Annotated in this window: 17 protein-coding genes and 1 pseudogene; 10 read left to right on the top strand and 8 right to left on the bottom strand. The window is 72.7% G+C overall.

The genetic code is table 11. The features are described from left to right. Positions 1-714: 714 nt before the first annotated feature. Positions 715-1,956: an MFS transporter gene (locus STBA_RS21895; RefSeq protein WP_079252083.1), complete on the bottom strand. Its 1,242-nt coding sequence runs from the start codon at positions 1,954-1,956 to the stop codon at positions 715-717. A 111-nt stretch (positions 1,957-2,067) separates the two neighbouring features. Between STBA_RS21895 and STBA_RS21890 the strand changes: the two genes are divergently transcribed. Continuing rightward, on the top strand, positions 2,068-2,646 hold the full coding sequence (locus tag STBA_RS21890) for a TetR/AcrR family transcriptional regulator (RefSeq protein ID WP_077060884.1): 579 nt from the start codon (positions 2,068-2,070) through the stop codon (positions 2,644-2,646). A 200-nt stretch (positions 2,647-2,846) separates the two neighbouring features. On the opposite strand, the gene STBA_RS21885 is transcribed toward STBA_RS21890, so the two are convergent. From STBA_RS21885 to STBA_RS21870, 4 genes and pseudogenes are all read right to left on the bottom strand, one after another. Then, complete coding sequence (locus tag STBA_RS21885; protein ID WP_077060883.1) at positions 2,847-3,809, bottom strand: serine hydrolase domain-containing protein; 963 nt, start codon at positions 3,807-3,809, stop codon at positions 2,847-2,849. A 125-nt stretch (positions 3,810-3,934) separates the two neighbouring features. Next, a complete protein-coding gene (locus tag STBA_RS21880; protein ID WP_077060882.1) occupies positions 3,935-5,776 on the bottom strand; it encodes an ABC transporter ATP-binding protein in 1,842 nt (613 codons plus the stop codon). Then, positions 5,773-7,460 (bottom strand): annotated as a pseudogene (locus tag STBA_RS21875) (ABC transporter ATP-binding protein). Before STBA_RS21875 ends, STBA_RS21880 begins: the two are co-directional and overlap by 4 nt. Before the next feature lie 58 nt (positions 7,461-7,518). Next, positions 7,519-8,406, bottom strand: a complete 888-nt coding sequence (locus STBA_RS21870; protein WP_077060881.1) for an alpha/beta hydrolase — start codon at positions 8,404-8,406, stop codon at positions 7,519-7,521. Positions 8,407-8,515: 109 nt separating this feature from the next. Here STBA_RS21870 and STBA_RS21865 point away from each other — a divergent pair, with 109 nt between their 5' ends. The 4 genes from STBA_RS21865 to STBA_RS21850 all read left to right on the top strand — a co-directional run bounded on the left by STBA_RS21865 (position 8,516) and on the right by STBA_RS21850 (position 13,010). Further along, positions 8,516-9,079: a TetR/AcrR family transcriptional regulator gene (locus STBA_RS21865; protein ID WP_077060880.1), complete on the top strand. Its 564-nt coding sequence runs from the start codon at positions 8,516-8,518 to the stop codon at positions 9,077-9,079. A 99-nt stretch (positions 9,080-9,178) separates the two neighbouring features. Continuing rightward, positions 9,179-9,658 (top strand): SgcJ/EcaC family oxidoreductase, encoded by a 480-nt coding sequence (locus tag STBA_RS21860; RefSeq protein ID WP_077060879.1) that lies wholly within the window; start codon positions 9,179-9,181, stop codon positions 9,656-9,658. A gap of 131 nt (positions 9,659-9,789) precedes the next feature. Next, the gene (locus STBA_RS21855) at positions 9,790-10,197 is read left to right on the top strand and encodes a Rid family hydrolase (RefSeq protein WP_077060878.1); all 408 of its coding nucleotides are present in this window, start codon (positions 9,790-9,792) and stop codon (positions 10,195-10,197) included. Positions 10,198-11,018: 821 nt separating this feature from the next. Then, a complete protein-coding gene (locus tag STBA_RS21850; protein ID WP_077060877.1) occupies positions 11,019-13,010 on the top strand; it encodes a multicopper oxidase domain-containing protein in 1,992 nt (663 codons plus the stop codon). Positions 13,011-13,116: 106 nt separating this feature from the next. On the opposite strand, the gene STBA_RS21845 is transcribed toward STBA_RS21850, so the two are convergent. Continuing rightward, positions 13,117-14,463: a serine hydrolase gene (locus STBA_RS21845; protein WP_077060876.1), complete on the bottom strand. Its 1,347-nt coding sequence runs from the start codon at positions 14,461-14,463 to the stop codon at positions 13,117-13,119. A 408-nt stretch (positions 14,464-14,871) separates the two neighbouring features. Here STBA_RS21845 and STBA_RS21840 point away from each other — a divergent pair, with 408 nt between their 5' ends. Both STBA_RS21840 and STBA_RS21835 read left to right on the top strand, forming a co-directional pair. Continuing rightward, complete coding sequence (locus STBA_RS21840) at positions 14,872-15,954, top strand: acyltransferase family protein (protein WP_077060875.1); 1,083 nt, start codon at positions 14,872-14,874, stop codon at positions 15,952-15,954. Between the two features lie 47 nt (positions 15,955-16,001). Then, positions 16,002-17,003, top strand: a complete 1,002-nt coding sequence (locus STBA_RS21835; RefSeq protein WP_077060874.1) for an SDR family NAD(P)-dependent oxidoreductase — start codon at positions 16,002-16,004, stop codon at positions 17,001-17,003. Here the strand turns inward: STBA_RS21835 and STBA_RS21830 are convergent. Both STBA_RS21830 and STBA_RS21825 read right to left on the bottom strand, forming a co-directional pair. Next, positions 16,975-17,913, bottom strand: coding sequence for an SMP-30/gluconolactonase/LRE family protein (locus STBA_RS21830; RefSeq protein ID WP_253194902.1), 939 nt, complete (start codon positions 17,911-17,913; stop codon positions 16,975-16,977). The two genes, STBA_RS21835 and STBA_RS21830, sit on opposite strands and share 29 nt — an antisense overlap. 112 nt (positions 17,914-18,025) lie before the next feature. Further along, a complete protein-coding gene (locus tag STBA_RS21825; protein WP_077060873.1) occupies positions 18,026-19,018 on the bottom strand; it encodes a zinc-binding dehydrogenase in 993 nt (330 codons plus the stop codon). A 145-nt stretch (positions 19,019-19,163) separates the two neighbouring features. Between STBA_RS21825 and STBA_RS21820 the strand changes: the two genes are divergently transcribed. The 3 genes from STBA_RS21820 (at position 19,164) to STBA_RS21810 (ending at position 21,934) form a co-directional block, all read left to right on the top strand. Then, the gene (locus tag STBA_RS21820; protein WP_079252082.1) at positions 19,164-19,829 is read left to right on the top strand and encodes a TetR/AcrR family transcriptional regulator; all 666 of its coding nucleotides are present in this window, start codon (positions 19,164-19,166) and stop codon (positions 19,827-19,829) included. Positions 19,830-19,919: 90 nt separating this feature from the next. Beyond that, entirely contained in the window at positions 19,920-21,278 is a 1,359-nt protein-coding gene (locus STBA_RS21815) for a histidine kinase (RefSeq protein WP_366510850.1), read from the top strand. Beyond that, the gene (locus STBA_RS21810; protein ID WP_077060871.1) at positions 21,275-21,934 is read left to right on the top strand and encodes a response regulator transcription factor; all 660 of its coding nucleotides are present in this window, start codon (positions 21,275-21,277) and stop codon (positions 21,932-21,934) included. Before STBA_RS21815 ends, STBA_RS21810 begins: the two co-directional genes overlap by 4 nt. Positions 21,935-21,939: the final 5 nt, after the last annotated feature.

Raw genomic sequence — 21,939 nt, 5'->3', positions numbered from 1 at the left:
CGGCAACCGCTCAGTTGTGTATCAGCGTGTCCAGACAGGCCGGATGACGGTGGACACGCATGGGAAGCCGCACCGCTGCCGTGTATCCGTCGCCGCGTGACGGTAGAGGCGGAGGCCCGGGGACGACATCTCCGCCCAGTCGATGACCTCTGAACTCCGGAAGTGGTCCCGGCCTGTGGTCTGAAACCTGACTTGGGCCACGTTTCGTGGGTGAGCGAGTGTGCGGGCAGCTGAGCTGCAGGTTCATGGCGAGGCAGGGGCGAAGTCGCGCACTGAATCGTGGCCCTGGTCGCCAGGTGTTCCGTTCGGCACGCTTGCTCATCGCTTTCCCGCCGGAAGGGAGCCCGCCGCAAGGTGCGCGGCGGTGCCCGCGTCCACCGCGACCACGTGTACGACCTCCGCAATACGGTCTCGGTCGGCACCGCCTCGTCGGCAGCGGACGGTCATCCGCTCCCTGATGCACGCGACGACGTCCTCGGCTGCCGGGTGCCGCCCGGCTCACTCCGGACCAGCCGGGCCTGGGGAGCGATCTTTGTCGATCTGGGGAACGATCTTCGAAGGGCCGAGAACGCGCTGGTCAGGCCTACTCGTGAACGCCCCACAGCAGGGCCGTTCACGAGTCCAGGTGTGAGCGGTTGACGAGATCCCGCCCGATCGACCTGATCGGGCGGGATCTTGGCGTTTCCGGCGTCTTCCGGGCACGCCGGGGCGTCGTCAGTCGAGGGCCGGGCCGGCCAGCCGGGTCGCCAGGTGGGACAGGCCGAGTGCGAGAGCGGCGAGCGCGGCGGCGATGAGGCTGAGGTTGTTGGTGCCGACCCAGGCGATCCCGATGCCACCGACGGCTCCCGACAGAGCGATGGCCAGGTACAGAACGGCCTGGTTGAGGGAGACCAGCACGGAAGCCGAGCCGGGTTCAAGGGCGAGGAGGCGGTGCTGCTGCGGGGTCGTGATCGCGAAGGCCGCTACGCCGTAGCAGAGGATCAGCCCGACCGCTGCCGCGAAGTGCGAGGTGGCGAAGGGGAGAACGAGCAGGCTGACGAGCAACCACGTCAGCGCTGCGGCCACCACGTGCCGACTGCCGATTCGATCGGCGAGGGTACCGGCGGCGAGGTTCCCGACCGTGCCGATGGCTCCGAGCACGAACATCAGAATGGACAGACGGACGCCGTCGCCGGATGTCGCGGGCTCGAACACCGCCCCGATGTAGGTGTAGGGGATGTAGACGGCGGTGAAGCCGATGAGCGTGGTGCCGAGCACGGCGAGGATTCGCCCCTGGGCGAGGGGCCGCAGTCGCCGACGCAGACCCGTGGGCGCGGGAACGGAGAGGTCGCGGGGCAGCAGCACCAGTATTCCGAGCATGCCGAGGGCGGCGAGTGCGGCGGCGAACCACAGGGTGGTCCGCCAGCCCAGAAGTTCTCCGAGCATGGTGCCCAGCGGTGCCCCGAACGCGACGGCAACGGTGAATCCGGTGACGGTGGTGGCGATAGCCCGGCCCCTGCGCTCGGCCGGCACCAGCGCGGCGGCCGTGACGGAAGCGGTCGGGACGAAGACCCCGACCCCGACGGCCGCCACGATCTGCGCCATGAGGACCACGGCGTACGACGGAGCGAGCGCGGTGCCGATGCTGCCGACGAGGTAGGTGAACACGGAGAACAGCAGCACACGGCGTCGTGGCCAGTTCGCCGAGAGGGCGGTGAGCACCGGGGCCGCAATCGCGCACGACAGCGCGAAGGCGGTGATCACCTGGCCGGCCACGGCCATGGGGACGTCCAGCGACGCACTGAGCATGGGAAGCAGTCCGGCCAGGACGAATTCCCCGGTGCCGACCACGAAGACGCCGAGGGCCAGCACCCGCACCCCCCAGCGGCCGGCGCCGGGGGCCCCCTGCGGGGACGACGGCGCCGTAGCGGCTCCGGCCGGTGGCAGTTCGGTGGACTCGGTGGACTCGGTGGACATGGGGGTTCTCACTTCCTGGTCCGCGACCCAAAACGGTACCGATCGGTTCCGACTCAAGATACGGTATCGATCGGTACCGTTTATGGCCAGTGCGGGGGTAGCCTGGGCCCCATGCCGACGCAAGCCCGGGAACGCCTGGTCCGAGCCGCGGAGAAGCTCTTCTACGCGGAGGGCATCCGCGCGGTCGGGGTCGAGCGGCTACTGGCCGACTCCGGGGTCGGCCGCGCCTCCTTCTACCGACACTTCGACAGCAAGGACGACCTCGTCGTGACCATGCTGCGCGGCTACGACGAGCGCTGGCGGAACTGGCTGGCACAGGCGGTAGCCGACCGGGGAGGCTCGCCGCTGGCCGTGTTCGACGCGCTGGCGGAGAGCTTCGCCATCGAGGACTTCCGCGGCTGCGCCTCCATCAACGCCATGGTGGAAATCGCCGACGCCACCAGCCCCGCCCACCGGGTGGCCGCCGAGCACAAACGCTCGGTCATCGCGTACCTCGAAGAACTCCTCGCCTCGGCGGGTCACCCGGAGCCCGCCGCGCTCGCCGAGAGGTTCATCCTGCTGCTCGACGGCGCGATCGTCACGGCGCTGCGTGAACGCTCCACCGAGCCCGCACGGCGGGCGAAGGAGATGGCGGCAATGCTGCTCGCGTCCGCACAGCCAGCGAAGCTCGGGACGGGCCGCGCGGGTTGACCCGGGGAACCGGTGGCGGCGGGAAACAACGTTCATCCAGCGGGGAAGCGATCTCGCACCCGCCGAGATGCCACTGGCCACCCCCGCGGGTCAAGCCCCTGCCGGGGCAATCCGGCAGCGGCTTCTCCGTGTGCGCAAGCAGCGGAGTACGGTCACGGATTTGCGGTGCCCGCCGAGGTGCCGGCCGAGTCTGCGCAAGCTCAGCTCTCGACCGCGGCCGGTATGAGCTGCCGCAGGAGGCCGCCGATGTCGGTTTCCTCGTCGTTGCACAGGAGCGCGATGGTCATGTCGAGGCGGGGCAGCCAGCCGAGGAAGGACTGGTATCCCGGGTTGTCACCGGGGTGAAAGCGTGCCGCGTGCCCGGCAAGGGTGCCGAGGCAGTACCCGTACCCGTAGCTGCGCGCGACCGCCGGGCCGTCGGTGCCCCAGGCGCCGTCCATGGATGCGTGCGGGGCAGCCATCGCTTCGCACGAGCGGGCGGTGAGGAGGTGTCCTGCGTTGAATGCGGCGGTGTACAGGGCCAGGTCGCCGACGGTCGACCAGAGGTCGCCTGGCCCCGGTAGAGCGGCGAACTCGGCCACGTCCACTCGACGGCCCTCCCGGTAGCCGTATGCCGCCATCTCGGACGGAGCCTCGCCGACGTATGTCGACGTCATGCCGAGGGGCCGCAGGACTCGCTCGGTGAGGAAGTCGGCATACGCCTGCCCGCTGACCCGTTCGATGATCCGCGCCGCGAGGAGGTACCCCGGTGAGCTGTAGTGCCACGTGCTGCCAGGTGCGCTGCGCAGGGGCAGGCTCGAGAAGCCCTCGAGGAGTTCGCCGGTGGCGTCCAGCCGGTTGACGTCGAGGCCGGGGAGGTCCTGCCAGTGGCCCATACCCGAGGTGTGCGTGAGCAGTTGGTGCAGGGTCAGCCGCCGCCAGCGTTCGGGACAGCCGGGCAGCCAACGGGCGATCGGATCGTTGAGGCCGGCCTTGCCCTCCTCGACCAGGAGCATCGCCGACGCGGCGGTGAACTGCTTGCTCACCGAGGCGATCTGGAACCGGGTGTCCGGCGTGCACATCGTGCCTGCCTCGGCGTTCGCCACACCGGCGGAGGCCCGCAGGACCGTCGCTCCGCCACGAGTGACCAGAACCGCACCGGAAAGTCCGTCCATCGTCTCCACGGTACGACGGAAAACGGCGGTCAGCGAGAGGTTCCGCGCCAGACCGGCCGACCTGCCGACCTGCCGACCTGCCCCCGGTTGCTCGGCGGCCAACACGGGCAACGGGTGTCGCCGCGGTCACGTGACTACGGCGCGGCGCGGCGGGGGAGCAGGCCGGGGCCCAGCCGTGCGAGGAGTTCGGAGGGCGGGCCGTCTTCGACGACGCGTCCTTCGGCGATCACCACCGCGCGGTCGGCCACGTGCACGGTCGACGGCCGGTGGGCGATGATCAGTGCCGTCCGGCCGTGCAGCACGGTGCGCATCGCGCGCTGAACGGCTCGTTCGGCCGGGAGGTCCAGGGAGGATGTCGCCTCGTCGAGGATGACGAGGGCGGGGTCGGCGAGCAACGCGCGGGCCAGCGAGATCAGTTGTCGCTCACCGGCCGAGAGTCTGCCGCCGCGGGCGCGGACGTCGGTGTCGTAGCCGTCGGGCAGCGCGGCGATGAAGTCGTGGGCGCCGATGGCCCTGGTGGCGCGTTCGACGGCCTCGGTGTTGGCGCCGGGGCGGCCGATGGCGATGTTGTCGGCGACCGTTCCGGAGAACAGGAACGCGTCCTGCGGCACCATCGCCACGGCGCGGCGCAGTTCGGGCTCGGGTATGTCGCGCAGGTCCGTGCCGTCGATGAGGACCCGGCCGGCGGTGGGGTCGTGGAAGCGCGCGAGCAGTTTGGCCAGGGTGGACTTGCCCGCGCCGGTCGGGCCGACCACGGCAACGGTCTGGCCGGCGGGTATGTCGAGGCGGACGCCGGACAGTACCTCGCCGCCGGACCGGTAGGCGAAGCTCACGTGTTCGAAGCTGACCGCGCGTCCGCGTCCGCGTCCGCGGCTGCCGGGCGCGGACGGGGACGGGGGCGGGGGCAGGGGCCGGGGGGCGGATGGTTCGGGGACGGTGGGCCGTTGGGCGAGCAGGGCCGCGATCTGTTCCAGGGACGCGGCCGCCGACTGGTACGCCTCGGCCACCCCGCCGAGTCTGAGGGGGTGGTCGTAGAGCTGCCGCAGGTAGAGGGCCGTTGCGGCGAAGACGCCCAGGTCGAGTCCGCCGGAGGCGACCCGTTGGGCGCCCCACATCACCAGCGCGGCAACGGCGACGTTGGCGACGAGCCGCGAGATGGTCACGTACCGCGCCATTTCCAGACCGGCGTCGCCGTTGATCCGCTCGTGCCGCCGGTTGACAGCGGCGAACTCGTCGGCGTTGGCCCGTTCGCGGCGGAACGCCCGCAGCGTGCGGATGCCGCGCTGGGTTTCGGCCAGCTTGGTGACGACGGCCGCGATGGCCGATGTCCGGCTGCGGTACACCCGCGTCGAACGCCGCCGGAAGGACCGCATCGTCAGGCTGAGCGGCCCGATGACGAGCACCGCGGCCGTGCCGAGCGGCCAGTCGAGATACAGCAGCACCGCGGTGATACCGAGGGTAGACACGGCGGCGCCGACGATCTTCTCCAGCCCTTCGTCGAGCAGTCCGCGCAGTGCGTCGATGTCGGTGGTCGCCCGGGAGGTGAGACGGCCGGAGGGGAAACGTTCGTGAAAGTCCAGGCTCATGTCCTGGGCGTGGGTGAACAGGCGGACCCGGAGGTCGAGCAGCACGTCCTGCCCGACGCGGGCGGCCACGGCGACGAAGGCGTACTGGAGGGTGCCGGCGGCCGCCGCGCACAGGAGGCAGCCGGTCACGACGAGGGTGAACGGGCCGCGGTCGTCCGCCCGCAGCGCCGGTATGGCCTGGTCGATCGTGTACGCCACCAGCAGCGGGACCGCGAGCGCGGCGCCGCGCTGGAGCAGCAGGAGCGCGCCGGCCAGCCGGACCCGGGAGGCGTGCGGGCGCAGCAGGAGCGTCAGGAGCGCGCGGGCGGCGCCCGCGGGAACAGGGAGCGCGTCCTGCTCGAACGGATCGCCGTTGGCCGAGGTCCGTGCGCCGGGCTCGCGGACGTTCATTGCGCGCCGTCCGGTGCGGTCATGAGGGATGCGTACGCCGAGTTGCTGCGCAGGAGTTCGTCGTGGGTGCCGGTGGCGGCGATCCGGCCGTTCGACAGCAGGGCGACCCGGTCGGCCAGCAGCACGGTGGACGGCCGGTGCGCGACGACCAGTGCCGTCGTCGTCGCCAGTACCTCCCGCAGCGCGGCCTCGACGAGCGCTTCGGTGCGGATGTCCAGGGCGGACAGCGGATCGTCGAGGACGAGCAGGCGGGGGCGGCCGATGACGGCCCGGGCCAGCGCGAGCCGCTGCCGCTGGCCGCCGGACAGGCTCATGCCGTTCTCTCCGACGCGGGTGTGCACGCCGTCCGGCAGCGCCAGGACGAAACCGCGGGCCTGCGCGATGTCCAGGGCCCTGGCGAGGTCCGTCGCGTCGGCGCTCGCGGCGCCCATCAGGACGTTCTCGGCGATCGTCGCGGAGAAGAGCGTGGGCTCCTCGAAGGCGACGGCGATGTGGGCTCGCAGTTCGGTGCGCGTCAGCGTCGTGACGTCCGCGCCGTCCAGGAGGATGCGGCCGCCGGTGCCGGGTTCGCGTTCGCTGCCGGGTCCGGATTCGGGTCCGGGTCCGGGTCCGGGTCCGGATTCGGGTCCGGGTCCGGATTCGGGTTCGGATTCGGGTTCGGGTTCGGGTTTGCGGCGAAGTCGGCCGGCTCGTCCATCACGTCGGCGTAGCGGTCGGCCGCCGTTGCCGCCTCGCTGCTCATCGCGAGCAGCAGCCCGGTCGACGTCATGGCCGGGCGCAGTTCCAGCGCGATGGCCAGGAAGGCCACCAGCGTCCCGGCCGACGTCTCCCCGTCCGCGACCTGCACGGCACCCAGCGCAAGTGCCGCGCCGAGCGCCGCCTCCGGCAGTGCCACGAGCAGTGCCGAAAGCGTCGCGAGCAGGCGGGCTTTGCGCAGTTCGGTGCCGCGGAGTCGTGCGGCGCGCCGTTGGAAGGCCCGTATCAGGCTGCGCTGGTGGCCGAAGCTCTTGACGACGCGGATGCCGAGGACGGACTCCGTCACCGCCGTCGTCAGATCACCGTTCTGCTCGCGCACCTGGCGCGACGCGCGTGCGTAACGCGCCTCAAGGAACGGCCCCAGCGCCAGCAGCGGCAGCGCCGACGCGAGGAACACGAGGCCCAGCAGCCACTGCTGGGCCGGCAGCAGCACGCAACCGACCAGCAGGGTCACCGCGTTGACGGGGAGGAACGTGAGCGGCACCGCCAGGAACACATGGATCGACTGAAGGTCCGCCGTGCCGCGCGACAGCAACTGGCCCGGCGGCCAACGGTCGTGGGCGGACAGGGGCAGTTGCTGGATGTGGCGGAGGAACGCCTCGCGCATCGACGCCTCGACCGCGGCCAGCGGGCGCGCCACCAGTCGGCGGCGCACCCCGAAGATCCCTGCCTCGGCTGCTCCGAGCAGCAGGAGGAGCCCGCCGCCGAGCCAGACCCCGGCCGTGTCCCCGTTGCGGACCGGGCCGTCCACCATCCACTTCAGCACCAGCGGCAGGACCAGCCCGAGGCACGACGCGACGACCGCGAGGAGGGATGCCGAGATCAACTGCCTCCGCACCGGTCGCACGTACGGCCACAACCGCAGCAGTGAGCGCACGGCGGAGCGCCGGGAGGCAGCGGGCCGTTGCCGTGCCGCCGTGTCAGCCATCGGGAGTGGAGCGTAGGGGCGTTCCCGGCGGCGCTCACCTGGTTTTGGCGCCCGGTCCTCAGCGCCGCGGAGCGCGGTCGAGCGCGCGCGGCAGGAATGCGCGGATGAGAGCGGCGATTTCCGGCCCGTGTGTCTCAAGGGCAAAGTGGCCGGTGTCGAGGAGGTGGATCTCGGCGTCCGGCAGGTCGCGGGCGTACGCCTCGGCGCCGGCCGGGGCGAAGATCTCGTCGTTGCGGCCCCATGCGACAAGCGTGGGCGGGCGGTGGGTGCGGAAGTACGCCTGGAACGCCGGGTAGGCGTCGAGGTTGAACTGATAGTCCCAGAACAGCTGGAGTTGAATGGCGTCGTTTCCTGGCCGGTCGAGCCCCGCCTGGTCGAGGGTCCAGCTCTCGGGGGCGATCCGTTCGAGCCGGTCGGCGGGCACGCCGTGCGTGTACTGCCAGTGCGTCGCCTCCGCGGTGAGGAAGTTGCGCATCGCCGCTTCGTTCCCCGCACGGTCCTTGGCATGCGCGAACAGCGGCTCCCAGAAGGGCGTGAACCCCTCGGTGTAGGCGTTGCCGTTCTGGCTGATCAGCGCGGTGACGCGCTCGGGGCTGCGGGAGGCGAGGCGCAGGCCGATCGGTGCTCCGTAGTCCTGCATGTAAAGCGCGAAGCGGTCCAGGCCGAGGTGGTCGAGGAGTTTGCGGGTGATCTCCGTCAGGCGTTCGAAGCTGTAGGCGAACGCGTCGGCGGGCGGCGCGTCGGACTGTCCGAATCCGATGTGGTCGGGGGCGACGAGGTGGTAGGCGTCGGCGAGTTCGGCGAGGAGGCCGCGGTACATGTGCGAGCTGGACGGAAAACCGTGCAGGAGCACGAGGGTGGGGCGGGCCGGGTCGCCGGCCTCCCGGTAGGCGACGGTCAGGCCGTCGATGACTGCGGTGCGGTGGCGGACGGTGAACGCGGACACAGGTCCTCCGGGGGTGGGCGGACAGCAGGAGAACGGTCGTTCTCCTGCTGTCCGCTACCCTAGAGAACGCTGGTTCTCCATGCAAGACGTCTAGAACTTCGGGATGGGAATGGATACGGAAACCGCGCGGGAACGACTGCTCGACGCCGCCGCCACGCTGTTCAACGAACGCGGCGTCCAGGCCGTGGGCATGGACGCCATCCGCGGCGCGTCCGGGGTGTCCCTGAAGCGCGCGTACCAGTTGTTCCCGTCCAAGACGGACCTGGTGGAGGCGGTGTTGCAGCGCAGGGACCTGGAGGTGCGGTCGGACATCGCGGCACTCACGGCGACACGGGAGTCGCCGGCCGAGCGGGTGCTGGCGCTTTTCGACCACCTGCACCACTGGTTCGGGCAGCCGGACTTCCGCGGCTGCGTCTTCATCAACTCCTTCGGCGAGATGGGCGGCACCTCGGCGGGCGTCGCCGACATCGCACGCGCGCACAAGGAGGCGGTGCGTAACCGCCTGGGCGAGCTGGTCGCGGAGGCCGGCGGCTCCTCCGTGCTCGCGGCGCAGATCGCCATGCTGGCCGACGGCGCGATGGTGTCCGCCGCCATGACCGGCTCCGCGGAGCCCGCGCGGCAGGCGAAGGAGGCAGCCCGCGTACTGCTGCGCTCCGGGGCGCCCGGAGGTTGACTTCAAGAGGGGTTGAAGTAAGAGGCTCGGCGGCGGCCGTGCACACCGCCCACGGCGCGCCCCGCCGCCGTCGGCACCCAGGAACAGGACGGACGCACCATGACCGACTCCCCCGCCTCGGCGACCGCCGAGACCGCCGAGACCGCCGAGACCGCCGAAATCGCCGACGTTGTGCGGCGGTACGAAGCCGCGTTCAACAGCAATGACGCACGGGCGATGAACGCCCTTTTCAGCCCGGACGCGATCTTCGTGAACTTCGGTGGCGGCCTGGTGTTCGGCGCCGAACAGCTCTACCGGGCCCAGGCGTTCGTCTTCGCGCCGGGTGGGGTGCTGGAGCACGTTCGCGTGACGTATCTGATCGAGAGCACCGTCTTCCTGACCCGGGGCATCGCCGTGGTCCACGCGCGGCAGCGGACGGCGGACGCGGACGGGCGGCCCGTCGAGGCGCGGGACGGCGATCCCATGGAGGCCGTTCTGATGATGACGCTGGTGCGGAACGAGGAGGACGGCTGGCGCGTCAGGGTCGCGCAGAACACTCCCGTGACGGGGCCGCGGGTGGCGCCGGACGGCAGTCACTGAGGGCCGCGGGCGGCGCGGCAGTCGGGGGCGGAAACGGCGGCCCTGGGGGCGCACGGGGAAACTGACGCGCGTGAGGCGTGCGTGATTGGGACAATTGACGCGTCGTGCCGTCGTCTCGGAGGGAGCACGCCGTGAGCCGTGCCGTCCGCCTGATCCGTTCCGCCACCCTTTCCGACGTTGCCGAGTACGCCTATGCCGCCACGGCGCCAGCCGGGGCCCGGCTGATCTTCCTCGCCGGGGCCTGCCCGCTGAACGGGGACGGCACCACGGCCGCGGTCGGTGACTACGCGGGGCAGGCGGCGAAGTCCGTCGCCAATCTGCGGGTCGCCCTCGCGGACGCCGGCGCGGCGATCGAGGACGTCATCAGCACGCGGGTGCTCGTCGCCTCCTCCTCGCAGGCGGACTTGGTGGCCGCCTGGGAGGTGGTCCGCGACGCGTTCGGCGAACACGACGTTCCCAGCACGCTGATGGGGGTCACCGTGCTCGGCTACGACGACCAGCTGGTCGAGATCGAGGCGGTCGCCGCGGTGGCCGAGTAGGCGGCGCGAAGGCGGCGCGAAGGCGGCGCGAAGGCGGCGCTTCCTCCGCGCGGGCGGCGTGCGGGGGCGGGGGTGCGCCCACCCTGACCGCTCTGGCCACGGCCGTGCGCGTCAGCGGTCTCATTCTCGCCCGCGCCGTCGCCCATCACTTCCACCTCACCACCCCGCGCCCGCGGTGCTGGCGCCCGCTGCCGTGGCCGGCGCCGCACCTTCGAGGCCCCGTGTGAGACCTGGGCCGACACGTGCCCCGCGGCTTTCGGCCGGACGCAGACGACCGGTTCCCCCCGCAGGTTCCAGGCCGAACTCCTGGCCATGCCATGCTCGTGCGCCGACCCGAGGCGGCGTACATCGGTCTCACGCCGAACGCGCTGGGCACCTCCTGTTCCTGTGGTGGCCTCTGTGGATCGGCCTGGCCGCCTGGCCGCCTGCGCCGCCCCTGGTTCGGCGCCGTCTGCCCGCCTCGCCGTGCCGCTGCCGGCCGTCTTCGCCTTCGCTTTCGCCTTCCTGTCGGGGCGGTGGGCCGGCTGACCGCCGGGGCCGAGCGGGTTGGCGCGGGCAGCGGCACCCGCTGGGCGCGCGGTTTCTGGCCATCTTCGCGGCCGCGAAAAGTTCGCGAACGGCCGTCCGCGGCGCCCGGACAGGACGGAATGGGCAGCCGCGGAACGCCGGAGCAGGCAGATCTCGATATGGCTGGAAAAAGAGGTGAACGCGCCCGCTGATGGTCTCGCTGGGCAACCGAACGACCGCCAAGAGTGGTCATGCGGGGTAGAGGATGCCGCCGAAGGTGGTCGGCGGCACAGGGCATGCCACGGGGGTTGACCATGCCGGATGTCATTTACATGCACGCCGTCGACGACTCGGGGGCCGTCGGCCCGCGGGACGCCGAGGAGCTGCCGGAGCCCGCCGTTCTGCGGGACGCCAGGCCCGAGGCGGAGCCGGTCGGCGGGCTGACGCCCTATCTCGACCCGCTGCGCATCCCGCCGACGCTCCGTCCTGGGCGCGGCGCGGGGCTGCGGGAGGACATCGAGGTGCAGTTGCGGGCGACATGGGTACGCCTGCACTCGCAGATGGCGCCGACGCACGTGTGGGCCTACGACGGGCACTTCCCGGGTCCGACGTTCGATGTGCGGCGCGGCCAGCGCATCCGCGTCAGCTGGCGGAATCGGATCGACAGCGCCTATCCAGCTGTTTCCGGGGACGCGCCGCGGTTCGTGGCGGACGTGCCGTCCAGCGCGCGGGCCGGCCGCGGGCCGGGCTTCGCGGAGGAGAAGGAGGTCGCCGACCTGCCCGCCTGGTCGGTGACGCACCTGCACGGCGCGGCCACCGGCGGCGGCAATGACGGCTGGCCGGAGAACGGGGTGCCGGTCGGCGACGCCCAGCTGTCGGAGTATCCGAACGATCAGCGCGCCGCCGCGCTCTGGTACCACGACCACGCCCTGCACCTCTCCCGGTGGAACGTGTATGCGGGCCTCGCCGGGATGTATCTCGTACGTGACGCCGAGGAGGATGCACTACATCTGCCGCGCGGGAAGTACGAGGTCCCGCTGATGCTGATGGACCGCAATTTCGAGGTGGACGGCCAGGGCCGCCCCACGGGGGAGCTGCTGTACAAGGTGCCGCGGCTTCCGGAGGCGCGGGCCGGGACCGGGGCGGAGACCGGGACCAAGGCCGGGACCGAGGCCGGGGCAGGGGCGGAGGGGGAGACGGACAAGGCGGTCACGCTGCCGTTCACCGGTCCGTACACCCTGGTCAACGGCGTGCTGTGGCCGTACTTCGACGTCGAGCCCCGCTGGTACCGCTTCCGCCTGCTGAACGCGGCAAACGCCCGCATCTTCGATCTGGTCCTGATCGACGAGGAGGGGGCGCCGGTGCACGGGGCCATCAAGCAGATCGGTTCCGACGGCGGTCTGATGCCGCAGCCGGTTGCCGTCGACTTCGACGACACGCTGCCGCGGTTGACCATCGCACCGGCGGAGCGCATGGATCTGCTGATCGACTTCCGGGCCCTGCGCGGGCAGCGGGTGCGGCTGGCCAACGTCGGGCGCAATGTGCTGCCGGGCGAGGACGACCCGGCGGGTGACGTGCCGTTTCCGCAGGTCATGGAGTTCCGGGTGGGCCGTGCGCCGGTGCACGACGGGTTTGTGCTGCCCGGCGTCACATCGTCCTCCTTCCGCCGGCTGCCGCACGACACCACGCACGTGCGCGCGCACCGGCTGATCGTGCTCACCCCGCCTGGCACGGCCGGGGGCGGAGGGCACCCGGAGATATGGGAGATGGCAGCGGTCGCCGAGGGCGCGGCGGGGGCGCCGTCGGACGGCCTGATCCAGCTGACGGACGCGGAGGGCAGGAGCACGACGTACCGCCGGTTGGCCCGGAGGTTCGACGACGCGCTGACCTTCAAGGTGGCGCACGGGGAGTACGAGCGGTGGAGCTTCCTCCACCTCGGCGGCCCGGTCCACCCGATGCACATACACCTGTCGGCCTTTCAGGTGCTGCGTCGCGAGCCGTACATCGTCACCGGCTTCGACCTGGCGCTCGGTGGCACCCGGGCCGGGGAGCCCGTCACGTTCAACAGCGCGCCGGGCGCCGCCATCCCGCTGGAGGCGAACGAGCTGGGCTGGAAGGATGTCTTCCGGGTGCGGCCGGGAGAGCTGGTCTCGGTCATGGGTGCGTTCTCCGGGGCGCACGGCCGGTTCATGTACCACTGCCACCTGCTGGAGCACGAAGGCACAGGCATGATGCGGCCCTTCGTGGTGGTGCCGCCCGGGGTGATGACATTCGGGCGCCAGCGGCCGGGGCACGGCGGCCACTGACACGGCCTCAGCGGCCTCAGCGGCCTCACCGACCCCAGCCGTTCCGGACGGTGCGGACGGCGCGGACGGCGCGGACGGCGCGGACGGCGCGGACGGCGCGGGGGTGCTACTGCATCAGCCGGAAGGCACCGGCCGACAGGGCGAGCAGTTCGGAGACCGTGGCCGCATCGCTCACGTTGTTCTCCGGGTCGCTCGCCAGGACGGACACGACGTGGGTCTCACCCGTGGCGGAGGCGGCCATGAAACTGCGGGTGACGACGCCCGGTTCTGAGCCGCCTTTGAACCAGCCGGTCGGCCAGGCCTCCGTGTCGAGACCGAGGATGCGGGTGCCCATGAGAGAAAGAGAGGTGTCCACAGGTTCCTGGCCCGGCTGTGCCGCCTGTGCGTGCAGACCGGCGAACGCCCGGCACAGGTCGGCCGCCGAGGCGTACCACTCGATTGTGGCGATGGAGCGCGGCTCGCTCCAGATGGTGTCCGGTACCGGCAGTCCGGCCACCACGTGGTCGAGGTAGGCGCGGCGCGCGTCCTCGTCCAGGGCGGCGAACGCGTCGGCGTGCACCGGGTAGTCGGCCGTCTTCAGCTGTGACATTTCGCGAGTGAGGAGGAAGGGAAGGTTGGCGGCGGGATCGGCCATGCCGAAGCGGGCCTGCTGCGCCTCGACGGCTCCGCGGCCGAGGCGGTGCATCAGGTGGTCCGTCGCCGAGTTGTCGCTGTAGAAGATCATGCGGTCCGCGTACTCGCGCAGAGTGAGCCGGGTGCCCGCGGGCAGCTCCGCAACAGGGCCGCCGCCCCCCGCCTTCCACTCCTCGCGCACCGCCAGCGGCTCGTCCCACTCGGCCCGTCCGGAGTGCACCGCCTCGGCGAGGGCACCGAGCACGTACAGCTTGAACGCGGAGGCGATCGGCCGCGGGGTGTCGGGGGCAAGGGTGTGCACCGGCCGGCACTCCCCCGGCTCCCCGGGTTCTTCCGGCTCATCGATTTCGGCGGCGAGGAAGGAGACATCCGGGGCGACGGCCGCGGCCCGTTCCGTCAGCTCCGCCCACGAGTGCGGAAGGGGGGTGAGGAAGAGCGAGGCGATGGCTCCGTCGGCGTCGGTCACCACGACGGCGTGGTGTATGCCCGTGCCGCCGGTGAGGAGGGCGTACGCCTCTGAGCCGGCGCGGGGTTCGCGCTGCGCGCGGTAGGAGTCGAGGCTCAGGCCGTTCGTGCCGCCGGCCTCGGCGAGCATGTCGTTGAGGCCGTCGGGTCCGAGCGATTCGAGGAGCGGACCGGACAGGTGTGTGCGCATCTCGGACTCTGCCAGGGGCAGCCGGTGCGAGGCGGCGAGCAGCCACGAGAGCTGCCGGGCCACGGGGGTGTCCGGCAGTTGGGGCGCCCGTTCGGCGTCGCCGGCCGTCGCGGCGGGCGGCAACAGCGTGACCAGGGCGATGAGTAGCACGACGAGTCGCCGCATGGGGGTCTTCTCTCAGCAGCAGGTGGAACAGGAGGTGCAGGCCGACCCTAGAGGCAAGATCGCGGACTTGCCGTCGCTCCAGGGGTGGATGCGGTATCCGTCCCGAAGCGGACCCCGGGTGCCGTGGGGAGGCGGCGGACGGGCAGGTCCGGCGGATGACAGGCGCCGAAGGGGCCCCGGGCCGGCGGGGCGGCACCACGACGACGTACTTGCGGGCGGGGCGCGTCCGCCGTGCGGGGGAGGCGGTGAGTTCGGCGCCGCGGGGGACGCCCCGGGGCGGGCCGCGCACATACGTTGCGTGCGGGTCCGGGCCACGGGCCCCGGGGCGGGCCTGCGCGGGCGGGGCCGCGCCGTCGCGATGACATACCGCGTACTTATCGAGTAGGCGCGGCAAGGGGGACGGGCACCATGCGACCTGCCGCGGAGCGGACCAGCACGTCACGGCGGGAACGGAGCCGGGACCCGCGCTGGGACAACCTCCGTCGGCTCGCCGGGACTCTGGTCGTCTTCATGCACGCGGCGGACACCATCACCGACCGGGACGGGCTGCGCTGGCTGCACATCGCGACGTGGGCGATGCGCGTGCCGATGTTCGCGCTCCTCGCCGGCTATTTCAGCAGCGCGGAGCCGCTGACGCTGCGCCGCGCCCGTCACCTGGCGGAGTCGATCGCGCTGCCCTACCTGGCGATCGTCGGCCTCCAGTCCGCCGAGGTGTGGATGATGTCGCACCGCGAGTGGCCGAACGAGACAAGGGGGCCCGCCTGGTCCCTGTGGTTCCTGCTGTCCCTCCTCACGTGGCGGGCCGCGCTGCCCCTTCTCGCGCGGCTCCCCCACCCACTGGCCACCTCCGTGGTCGCCGCCCTGGTCAGCGGCTACCTCCCGGCGCTCGGGCTCCAGTTCTCCGCGGCCAGGACACTCGGGTTCCTGCCGTTCTTCCTCCTCGGCTGGAAGCTGCGGCAGGGGGCGCTCGCCGGGGTGCTGTCCGCCCGGTGGAGCCGCCGGGCCGCGGCGGCGGTGCTCGGGGCGGCGTTCGCGGTCTCCTGGTGGCTCAGGGACCGGATCGACCTGGAGGCGCTGAAGTTGCGGGGCCCCTACGGCGAGGGCGGGTTGGGGGAGTCGCCCTGGGCCTGGACGGACCGCGGCGCGATCCTGGCGTGCGGGGCCGCCGTCGCGCTGAGCATGCTCAGGCTCGCGCCGCGCCGCCGCATCCCGTTCGTCACCGCGCTCGGCACGGGCGGGATGTTCATGTACCTGCTGCATCCCCTGGTCATCAGGCCCGTCGAGGCGGCGTTCGCCGTCGACTGGGTCGGCTCGGGCGCCGAGCAACTGCTGCTCCTGCTGCTCTCCGCCGCGCTGGCCGCCGTCCTCGCCTCCCCGCCCGTCCGCCTGCTGACCGCCCCTCTGGTCCGCCCGCGGCCGACGGTCCGGCTCGCAGCGGTCCGGCGGGGCGGCCGGGACCGGCGGGAGCGGGCACGGGCCGGCAGCGGCTGACAGCGGATGATTGACATCGAGAGTGCTCCAACTCGTAGCGTCGCGGCATGGCATCCACGAGCACCCCCCAGCGGCCCATCAACTCCGGCTTCGACGCGCAGAGTACGGCGAACGACGTCCTCGACGGCATCGACCTGTCCGGCAAGCTCGCCATCGTCACCGGCGGCTATTCCGGCCTCGGTCTTGAGACGGTCCGTTCCCTGGCGCGGGCCGGTGCGAGGGTGATCGTTCCGGCCCGGCGTGCCGACGCGGCGCGGGAGGCGGTCACCGGCATCGACGGCGCGGAGGTGGCGCGCCTGGACCTGGCGGACCTGGCGGATGTCCGCGCGTTCGCGCGGGCCGTTCTCGACTCGGGCCGCGGTGTGGATCTCCTCATCAACAACGCGGGCATCATGGCCTGCCCCGAGACCCGGGTGGGTCCCGGCTGGGAGGCGCAGTTCGCGGTCAACCACCTCGGCCACCACGCGCTCACCAACCTGCTCTGGCCGGCGCTCGCACGCGGCGGCGCACGCGGCGGCGCCCGCGTCGTCGCCGTGTCCTCCGCCGGCCATCAGGACTCCGGAATGCGGTGGGACGACGTGCAGTTCACGCGCGGCTACGACAAGTGGCTGGCCTACGGGCAGGCGAAGACCGCGAACGCGCTGTTCGCGCTGCACCTCGACACGCTGGGACGGCCGCACGGCGTGCGGGCGTTCTCCCTGCACCCGGGCGGGATTCTCACGCCTCTCCAGCGGCACCTGGCGCAGGCCGAGATGGTGGACGCCGGGTGGATCGACGAGCAGGGGAACGTGACGAACCCCACGTTCAAGACGCCGGAGCAGGGCGCCGCGACCCAGGTGTGGGCGGCCACCTCCCCGCGCCTGGCCGACCGCGGCGGGGTCTACTGCGAGGACTGCGACATCGCGCCGCCGGCCGGGCCCGCCCCGGTCGGCGGCGGCCTGGTCCCCGGCGTCGCCGCACACGCCTGCGACCCGGAGCAGGCGGCACGGCTGTGGGATCTTTCCGCGGAGCTGACGGGTCTCAACGCCTTTGCGACGGCGGGCCGGTGACGCTCATCACCAGCGAGTAGAGGGTGGTGCTCGCGGCGATGAACAGGCGGTTGCGGCGCGCGCCGCCGAAGCGGATGTTCGCCACCGTCTCCGGCACCCGGAGGCGTCCGATCAGGGTTCCGTCCGCGTCGTAGCAGTGGACGCCGTCCGCCAGGGCGGCGGCCCACAGCCGGCCGGCGTCGTCCAGGCGGATGTTGTCGAAGCCCGCGGGGCACTCGGCGAACACCTCGCCGTCGGACAGCGTGCCGTTCTCCCGCACGTCGAAGACGCGGATCTGCCCGGCTCGGCTGTCGGAGACGAACAGGCGGCGCTCGTCGTCGGAGAAGATCACGCCGTTGGGGCCGCGGAAGCCGTCGGCGACCTGCGTGACCTCGCCGCTGTCCGGGTCGGCGCGGTAGACGTTGCAGGCGCCGATCTCGCTGTCGGCGCGGTGCCCCTCGTAGTCGCTCACGATCCCGAAGTCCGGGTCGGAGAACCAGATCGAGCCGTCGGACGCGACGGCCGCGTCGTTGGGGCTGTTGAGGCGCTTGCCGCGGTAACGGTCGGCCACGACGGTGACGGAGCCGTCGTGCTCGGTGCGGGTGACGCGCCGGTTGCCCTGTTCGCACGTGACGAGGCGGCCCTGGCCGTCCAGCGTGTTGCCGTTCGGGAATCCGGCGGGGCTGCGGAACACGCCGACGGTGCCGGTCGTCTCGTCCCAGCGCAGCAGCCGGTCGTTGGGGATGTCGCTCCACAGCAGGAAGCGGGCGGCGGGGACGTAAAGCGGCCCCTCGGCCCACCGCGATCCGGTGTGCAGCGTTTCGAGCCGCTGATCGCCCAGCGTGCAGCGCCCGGTGCGGAACCGCTCGTCGAGCACCTCGTACACCGCCCGGTCGTCCCGGTCGTCCCGGTCGTCGCGGTCGTCACCCACGCGTCTCTCCTTTGCGCGTCCGTGATCATGCGGGCCGCCCACAGTGGACCCCACGCGCGGGGGCGGGTCAAGGAGGAGGGGAGGAACGGCGCGGGCAGCTCGCCGCGTCCGGTCACGACTCCGCGACCGCGGCGGCCGGGACCAGCAGGGTCTTGCCGAGCGTCGTTCGGGCCTCGATGGCCGCGTGGGCCTCGGCCGCGGCGGCCAGTGGGAACGTCTGCCCGATCGTCGGCCGCAGCCGGCCCGCGGCGGCCTCGGCCAGCGCGTCGCGCGCGAGCGCGCGCAGGTCGGCCGGGGCGGGCGGCGGCCCGAAGCCGAGGAGCGTCAGTCCGCGGCGCGCGGCCTCGGCCTCGTCGACGGCGGAGGCCGCGCCGGCGGCGAGCCCGTACGTGCTCAGCCGCCCGCCGGGCCGCAGCAGGCCCGCCGCCGCCGTGCCGATGGCGCCGCCGACGCCGTCGAAGACGACGTCGGGGCCGGCGCCGCCGGTGGCGTCGCGCACCCGGTCCTGCCAGTCCTGCCGGGTGTAGTCGACGGCGGCGCGGGCGCCGAGGCGGGTGGCGAGCCGCAGCTTCGCCTCGCCGCCGGCGGCGGCGATGACGTGCGCGCCCGCCGCCGCGGCGAGTTGGACCAGCAGGCTGCCGACGCCGCCGCCCGCGGCTTCGACGAGCACCCACTCCCCCGTGGCGGGCGCGGCGATGCGGGTCAGCAGGAGGGCGGTGCGGCCGTCGGCGAGCAGCGCGGTGGCCTCGGCCGTGCCGAGGCCCTCGGGAACGAGGATCGGCTCGGCGGCGTCGACGGCGACGAGTTCGGCGTAGCCGCCGCTGCCGCCGGTCGTGGTGACGACGCGGCGCCCGAGCAGCGCCGGGTCGGCGCCCGCGCCGAGCGCGGTGACGGTGCCGCCGACGCCGTTGCCGGGGATGACCGGCAGGGTGGGGCGGTGGGCGGCGACGGGGCCGCGGCCCGCGCGGGTCTGGGTCTCGACGAAGGTGACGCCGACCACGTCGGCACGCACGAGCACCTGCCCGGGGCCCGGCTCGGGATCAGGGACTTCCTCGGCCCTCAGCACGTCGGGCGGGCCGAACTCCCTGAGCATCACTGCCTGCATGTCTCTCCCCTCCGGACGCGGCCGCGCACCGCCACCGCAACCGTCACCGCAACCGTCGCCGCCACCACCCGGAGCGAACCGCTCCGAATGGCACGGCCTCAACGTAACCCGGAGCGCCGCGCTCCGCAAGGCGTATCCTCGGGGCATGCCCGACGCCCCCGCCCGCCGCAAGCCGGGACCGCAGGCCACGGCCGCCCGCAACGACCGGGCCGTCATCGAGGCCGCCCGCGAGGTGTTCCTCACCCAGGGCTTCGACGCGCCCGTCTCCGCCGTCGCCGAACGGGCGGGCGTCGGCATGGGCAGCCTCTACCGCCGCTACCGCACCAAGGAGGAGCTGCTCCAGCGGCTGTGCGTCGACTCCATGGAACGGCTCGCGGACGCCGCCCGCGCCGCCCTGCGCGCACCGGACCCGTGGGAGGGCCTGGCCGGTTACGTGCGCCGCTGCGCCGGTTTCGGCTTCGGCGCGCTCGCGCCGCTCGCCGGCACCATCGCCTCGACCGAGGACATGTGGCGCGCCGCCCGTGCCGCCCAGGAGCTGGCCGAGGCGGTCGTGGCCCGCGCGCACGCCGCGGGCGTGCTGCGCCGGGACGTCACCGCGCTGGACGTGTCGCTGCTGATCGGGAAGTTCAGCACGCGGGCCACGGCTCCGAGCCCGGCCGAGGAGGAGAACGCGGCGCACCGCATCCTGGCGATCGCGCTCGACGGGCTGCGCGCCGGCCATCCGGAGCCGCTGCCCGGCCACCCGCCGGTCGTCCGGCGCTACGAGGACCTGTGGCGCCGCGGCGGCGGCCAGGAACCGCCTTCCGCGTAGCGGATGAGGGCCGTAGTACCTGAGGAGGACCCCGCGGTATCCGCAGCGCTGGGGACGACCGCGGCCCGTTCCGCCGCCTACCGTGTCGCTGTGCCTCAGACCGCCCAGCACCACAGCCTCAGAACCGAACTCCGCATCGCCCGCAGCGGGCTCCACGCGCTGCGCGCGGACCTGGTCACCGACGCGTTCGCGTTCCGGCCGATCCCGCCCCTGCCGGTCACCGGTCCGCCGCTGAGCCGCCTGCCCGAACGTTTCCGCGCCTCGGCGCGCTGGGTGCCGCATGCGGCCGTCGCGCTCACCGCGGTGGTGACGATGCTCATGTCCGTCTCACAGTTCAGCTACTGGGAGACGGACCCGATGCGGCTGACCGTGCTGTGTTTCGGCATTCCGCTGATCGCCGCACTGTTCCGGCCCGTCGGCGCGTGGTGGCTCTCCCTCGCGGGCTTCGTGGCCCTCGCCCTTGGGAACGTGTCGGCCCACTGGCCGTGGCTCACCGGCCAGCTGGTGGCGCACACGCTGGTGATGGCCCTGGTCGCGGTGCGGGCCAGGGCGCGCGTGGTCGCGGAGATGTGGGCGATCACCGTGCTGGTCAGCGCCGTGGTCGCGGCGTACGGCGGTTCGTACTGGCACGGCGACAACACCTTGGGCATGGCGGTCGTTTCGTTCCTCACGCTGCTCACCGTGCTGTTAGTGCGCGGCTGGTCCGAATCGCGCCGCGAGGTCGTGAAGCAGGTCGCGGTCACGCGGCAGGAGCGGTCCCGGCGTACGCAACTGGAGGAACGCACCACCATCGCCCGCGAGTTGCACGACGTGGTGGCGCACCACATGTCGGTCGTCGCGATCCAGGCGGAGGCCGCCCCCTACCGGGTGGACAGCCCGCCGCCCGAGCTGACGCAGGCGTTCGCGACGATCAGGGAGAACGCGGTGGCCGCGCTGGCCGAGCTGCGGCGGGTCCTCGGGGTGGTCCGCGCCGAGGACTACGAGGCCCCGGACGCGCCGCAGCCGACGCTCGCCGACCTCGACGGGCTGCTGGACAACGTGCGCGAGGCAGGTCTGACCGTGGAGAAGGCCGTCACCGGCGCCGTCCGCGAACTGCCGCAGGGCGTCGAGCTGTCGGCGTTCCGCATCATCCAGGAGGCGCTGAGCAACACCCTGCGGCACGCCCCCGGCGCGTCGGCCCGCGTCGAAGTGTCCTACGTGCTCGGCGGTCTCGGCCTGCGCGTGGTCAACGGCCCGCCGCAGGCGCCGGTGCCGCCCTCGCCGGGCGCGGGGCAGGGCATCACCGGCATGCGGGAGCGGGTGGCGATGCTGGGCGGCGAGATGACGGCGGAACCCGCGGCGGACGGCGGGTTCGAGACGTCCGTCTTCCTCCCGCTGCCCCTGCCCGCGAAGGACACGGAGGGCGCGAAAGACGCGGAGAACACGGAGAACGCGGAGGACTCCGCATGACGATCCGGGTGCTGCTCGTCGACGATCAGGTCATGGTCCGCGAGGGCTTCACCGTGCTGCTGAACGCCCAGCCGGACATCGAGGTGGCCGGCGAGGCGGTGGACGGCCTCCAGGCCGTCGAACGCAGCGCCGCGCTGCGCCCGGACGTGGTGCTCATGGACATCCGCATGCCGGAGCTGAACGGTATCGAGGCGACCCGCAGGATCGTCGCCGCGGACGATCCGCCGCGGGTGCTGGTGCTGACGACGTTCGACCTGGACGAGTACGTGTACCAGGCGCTGCGCGCCGGGGCGTCCGGCTTCCTGCTGAAGGACGCCTCGGCCCGCCAGCTCGCCGACGGAGTGCGGGTGGTGGCGGCGGGCGAGGCGCTGCTCGCGCCGACCGTGACCAGGCGGCTGATCCTGGAGTTCGCACGGCGCGGCGGGCCGCCCTCCCCGCCGGCGGGGGTGCGGGTCGGCGAGTTGACCGAACGCGAGACGGAGGTGCTGACGCTGATCGCGCACGGCCTGTCGAACGCCGAGATCGCCGGCCGGCTGCTGGTCGCCGAGTCCACCATCAAGACGCACGTCAGCAGGGTGCTGGTGAAGCTGGGCCTGCGCGACCGCACGCAGGCCGCGATTTTCGCCTACGAGGCGCGCCTCGTGACCCCGTCCTGACCCGG

The organism is Streptomyces sp. MP131-18 (assembly GCF_001984575.1).
Lineage (GTDB): Bacteria > Actinomycetota > Actinomycetes > Streptomycetales > Streptomycetaceae > Streptomyces > Streptomyces johnsoniae.
Note: the sequence above shows the minus strand (reverse complement) of the source record. Positions and strands in the feature narration are given on the sequence as shown.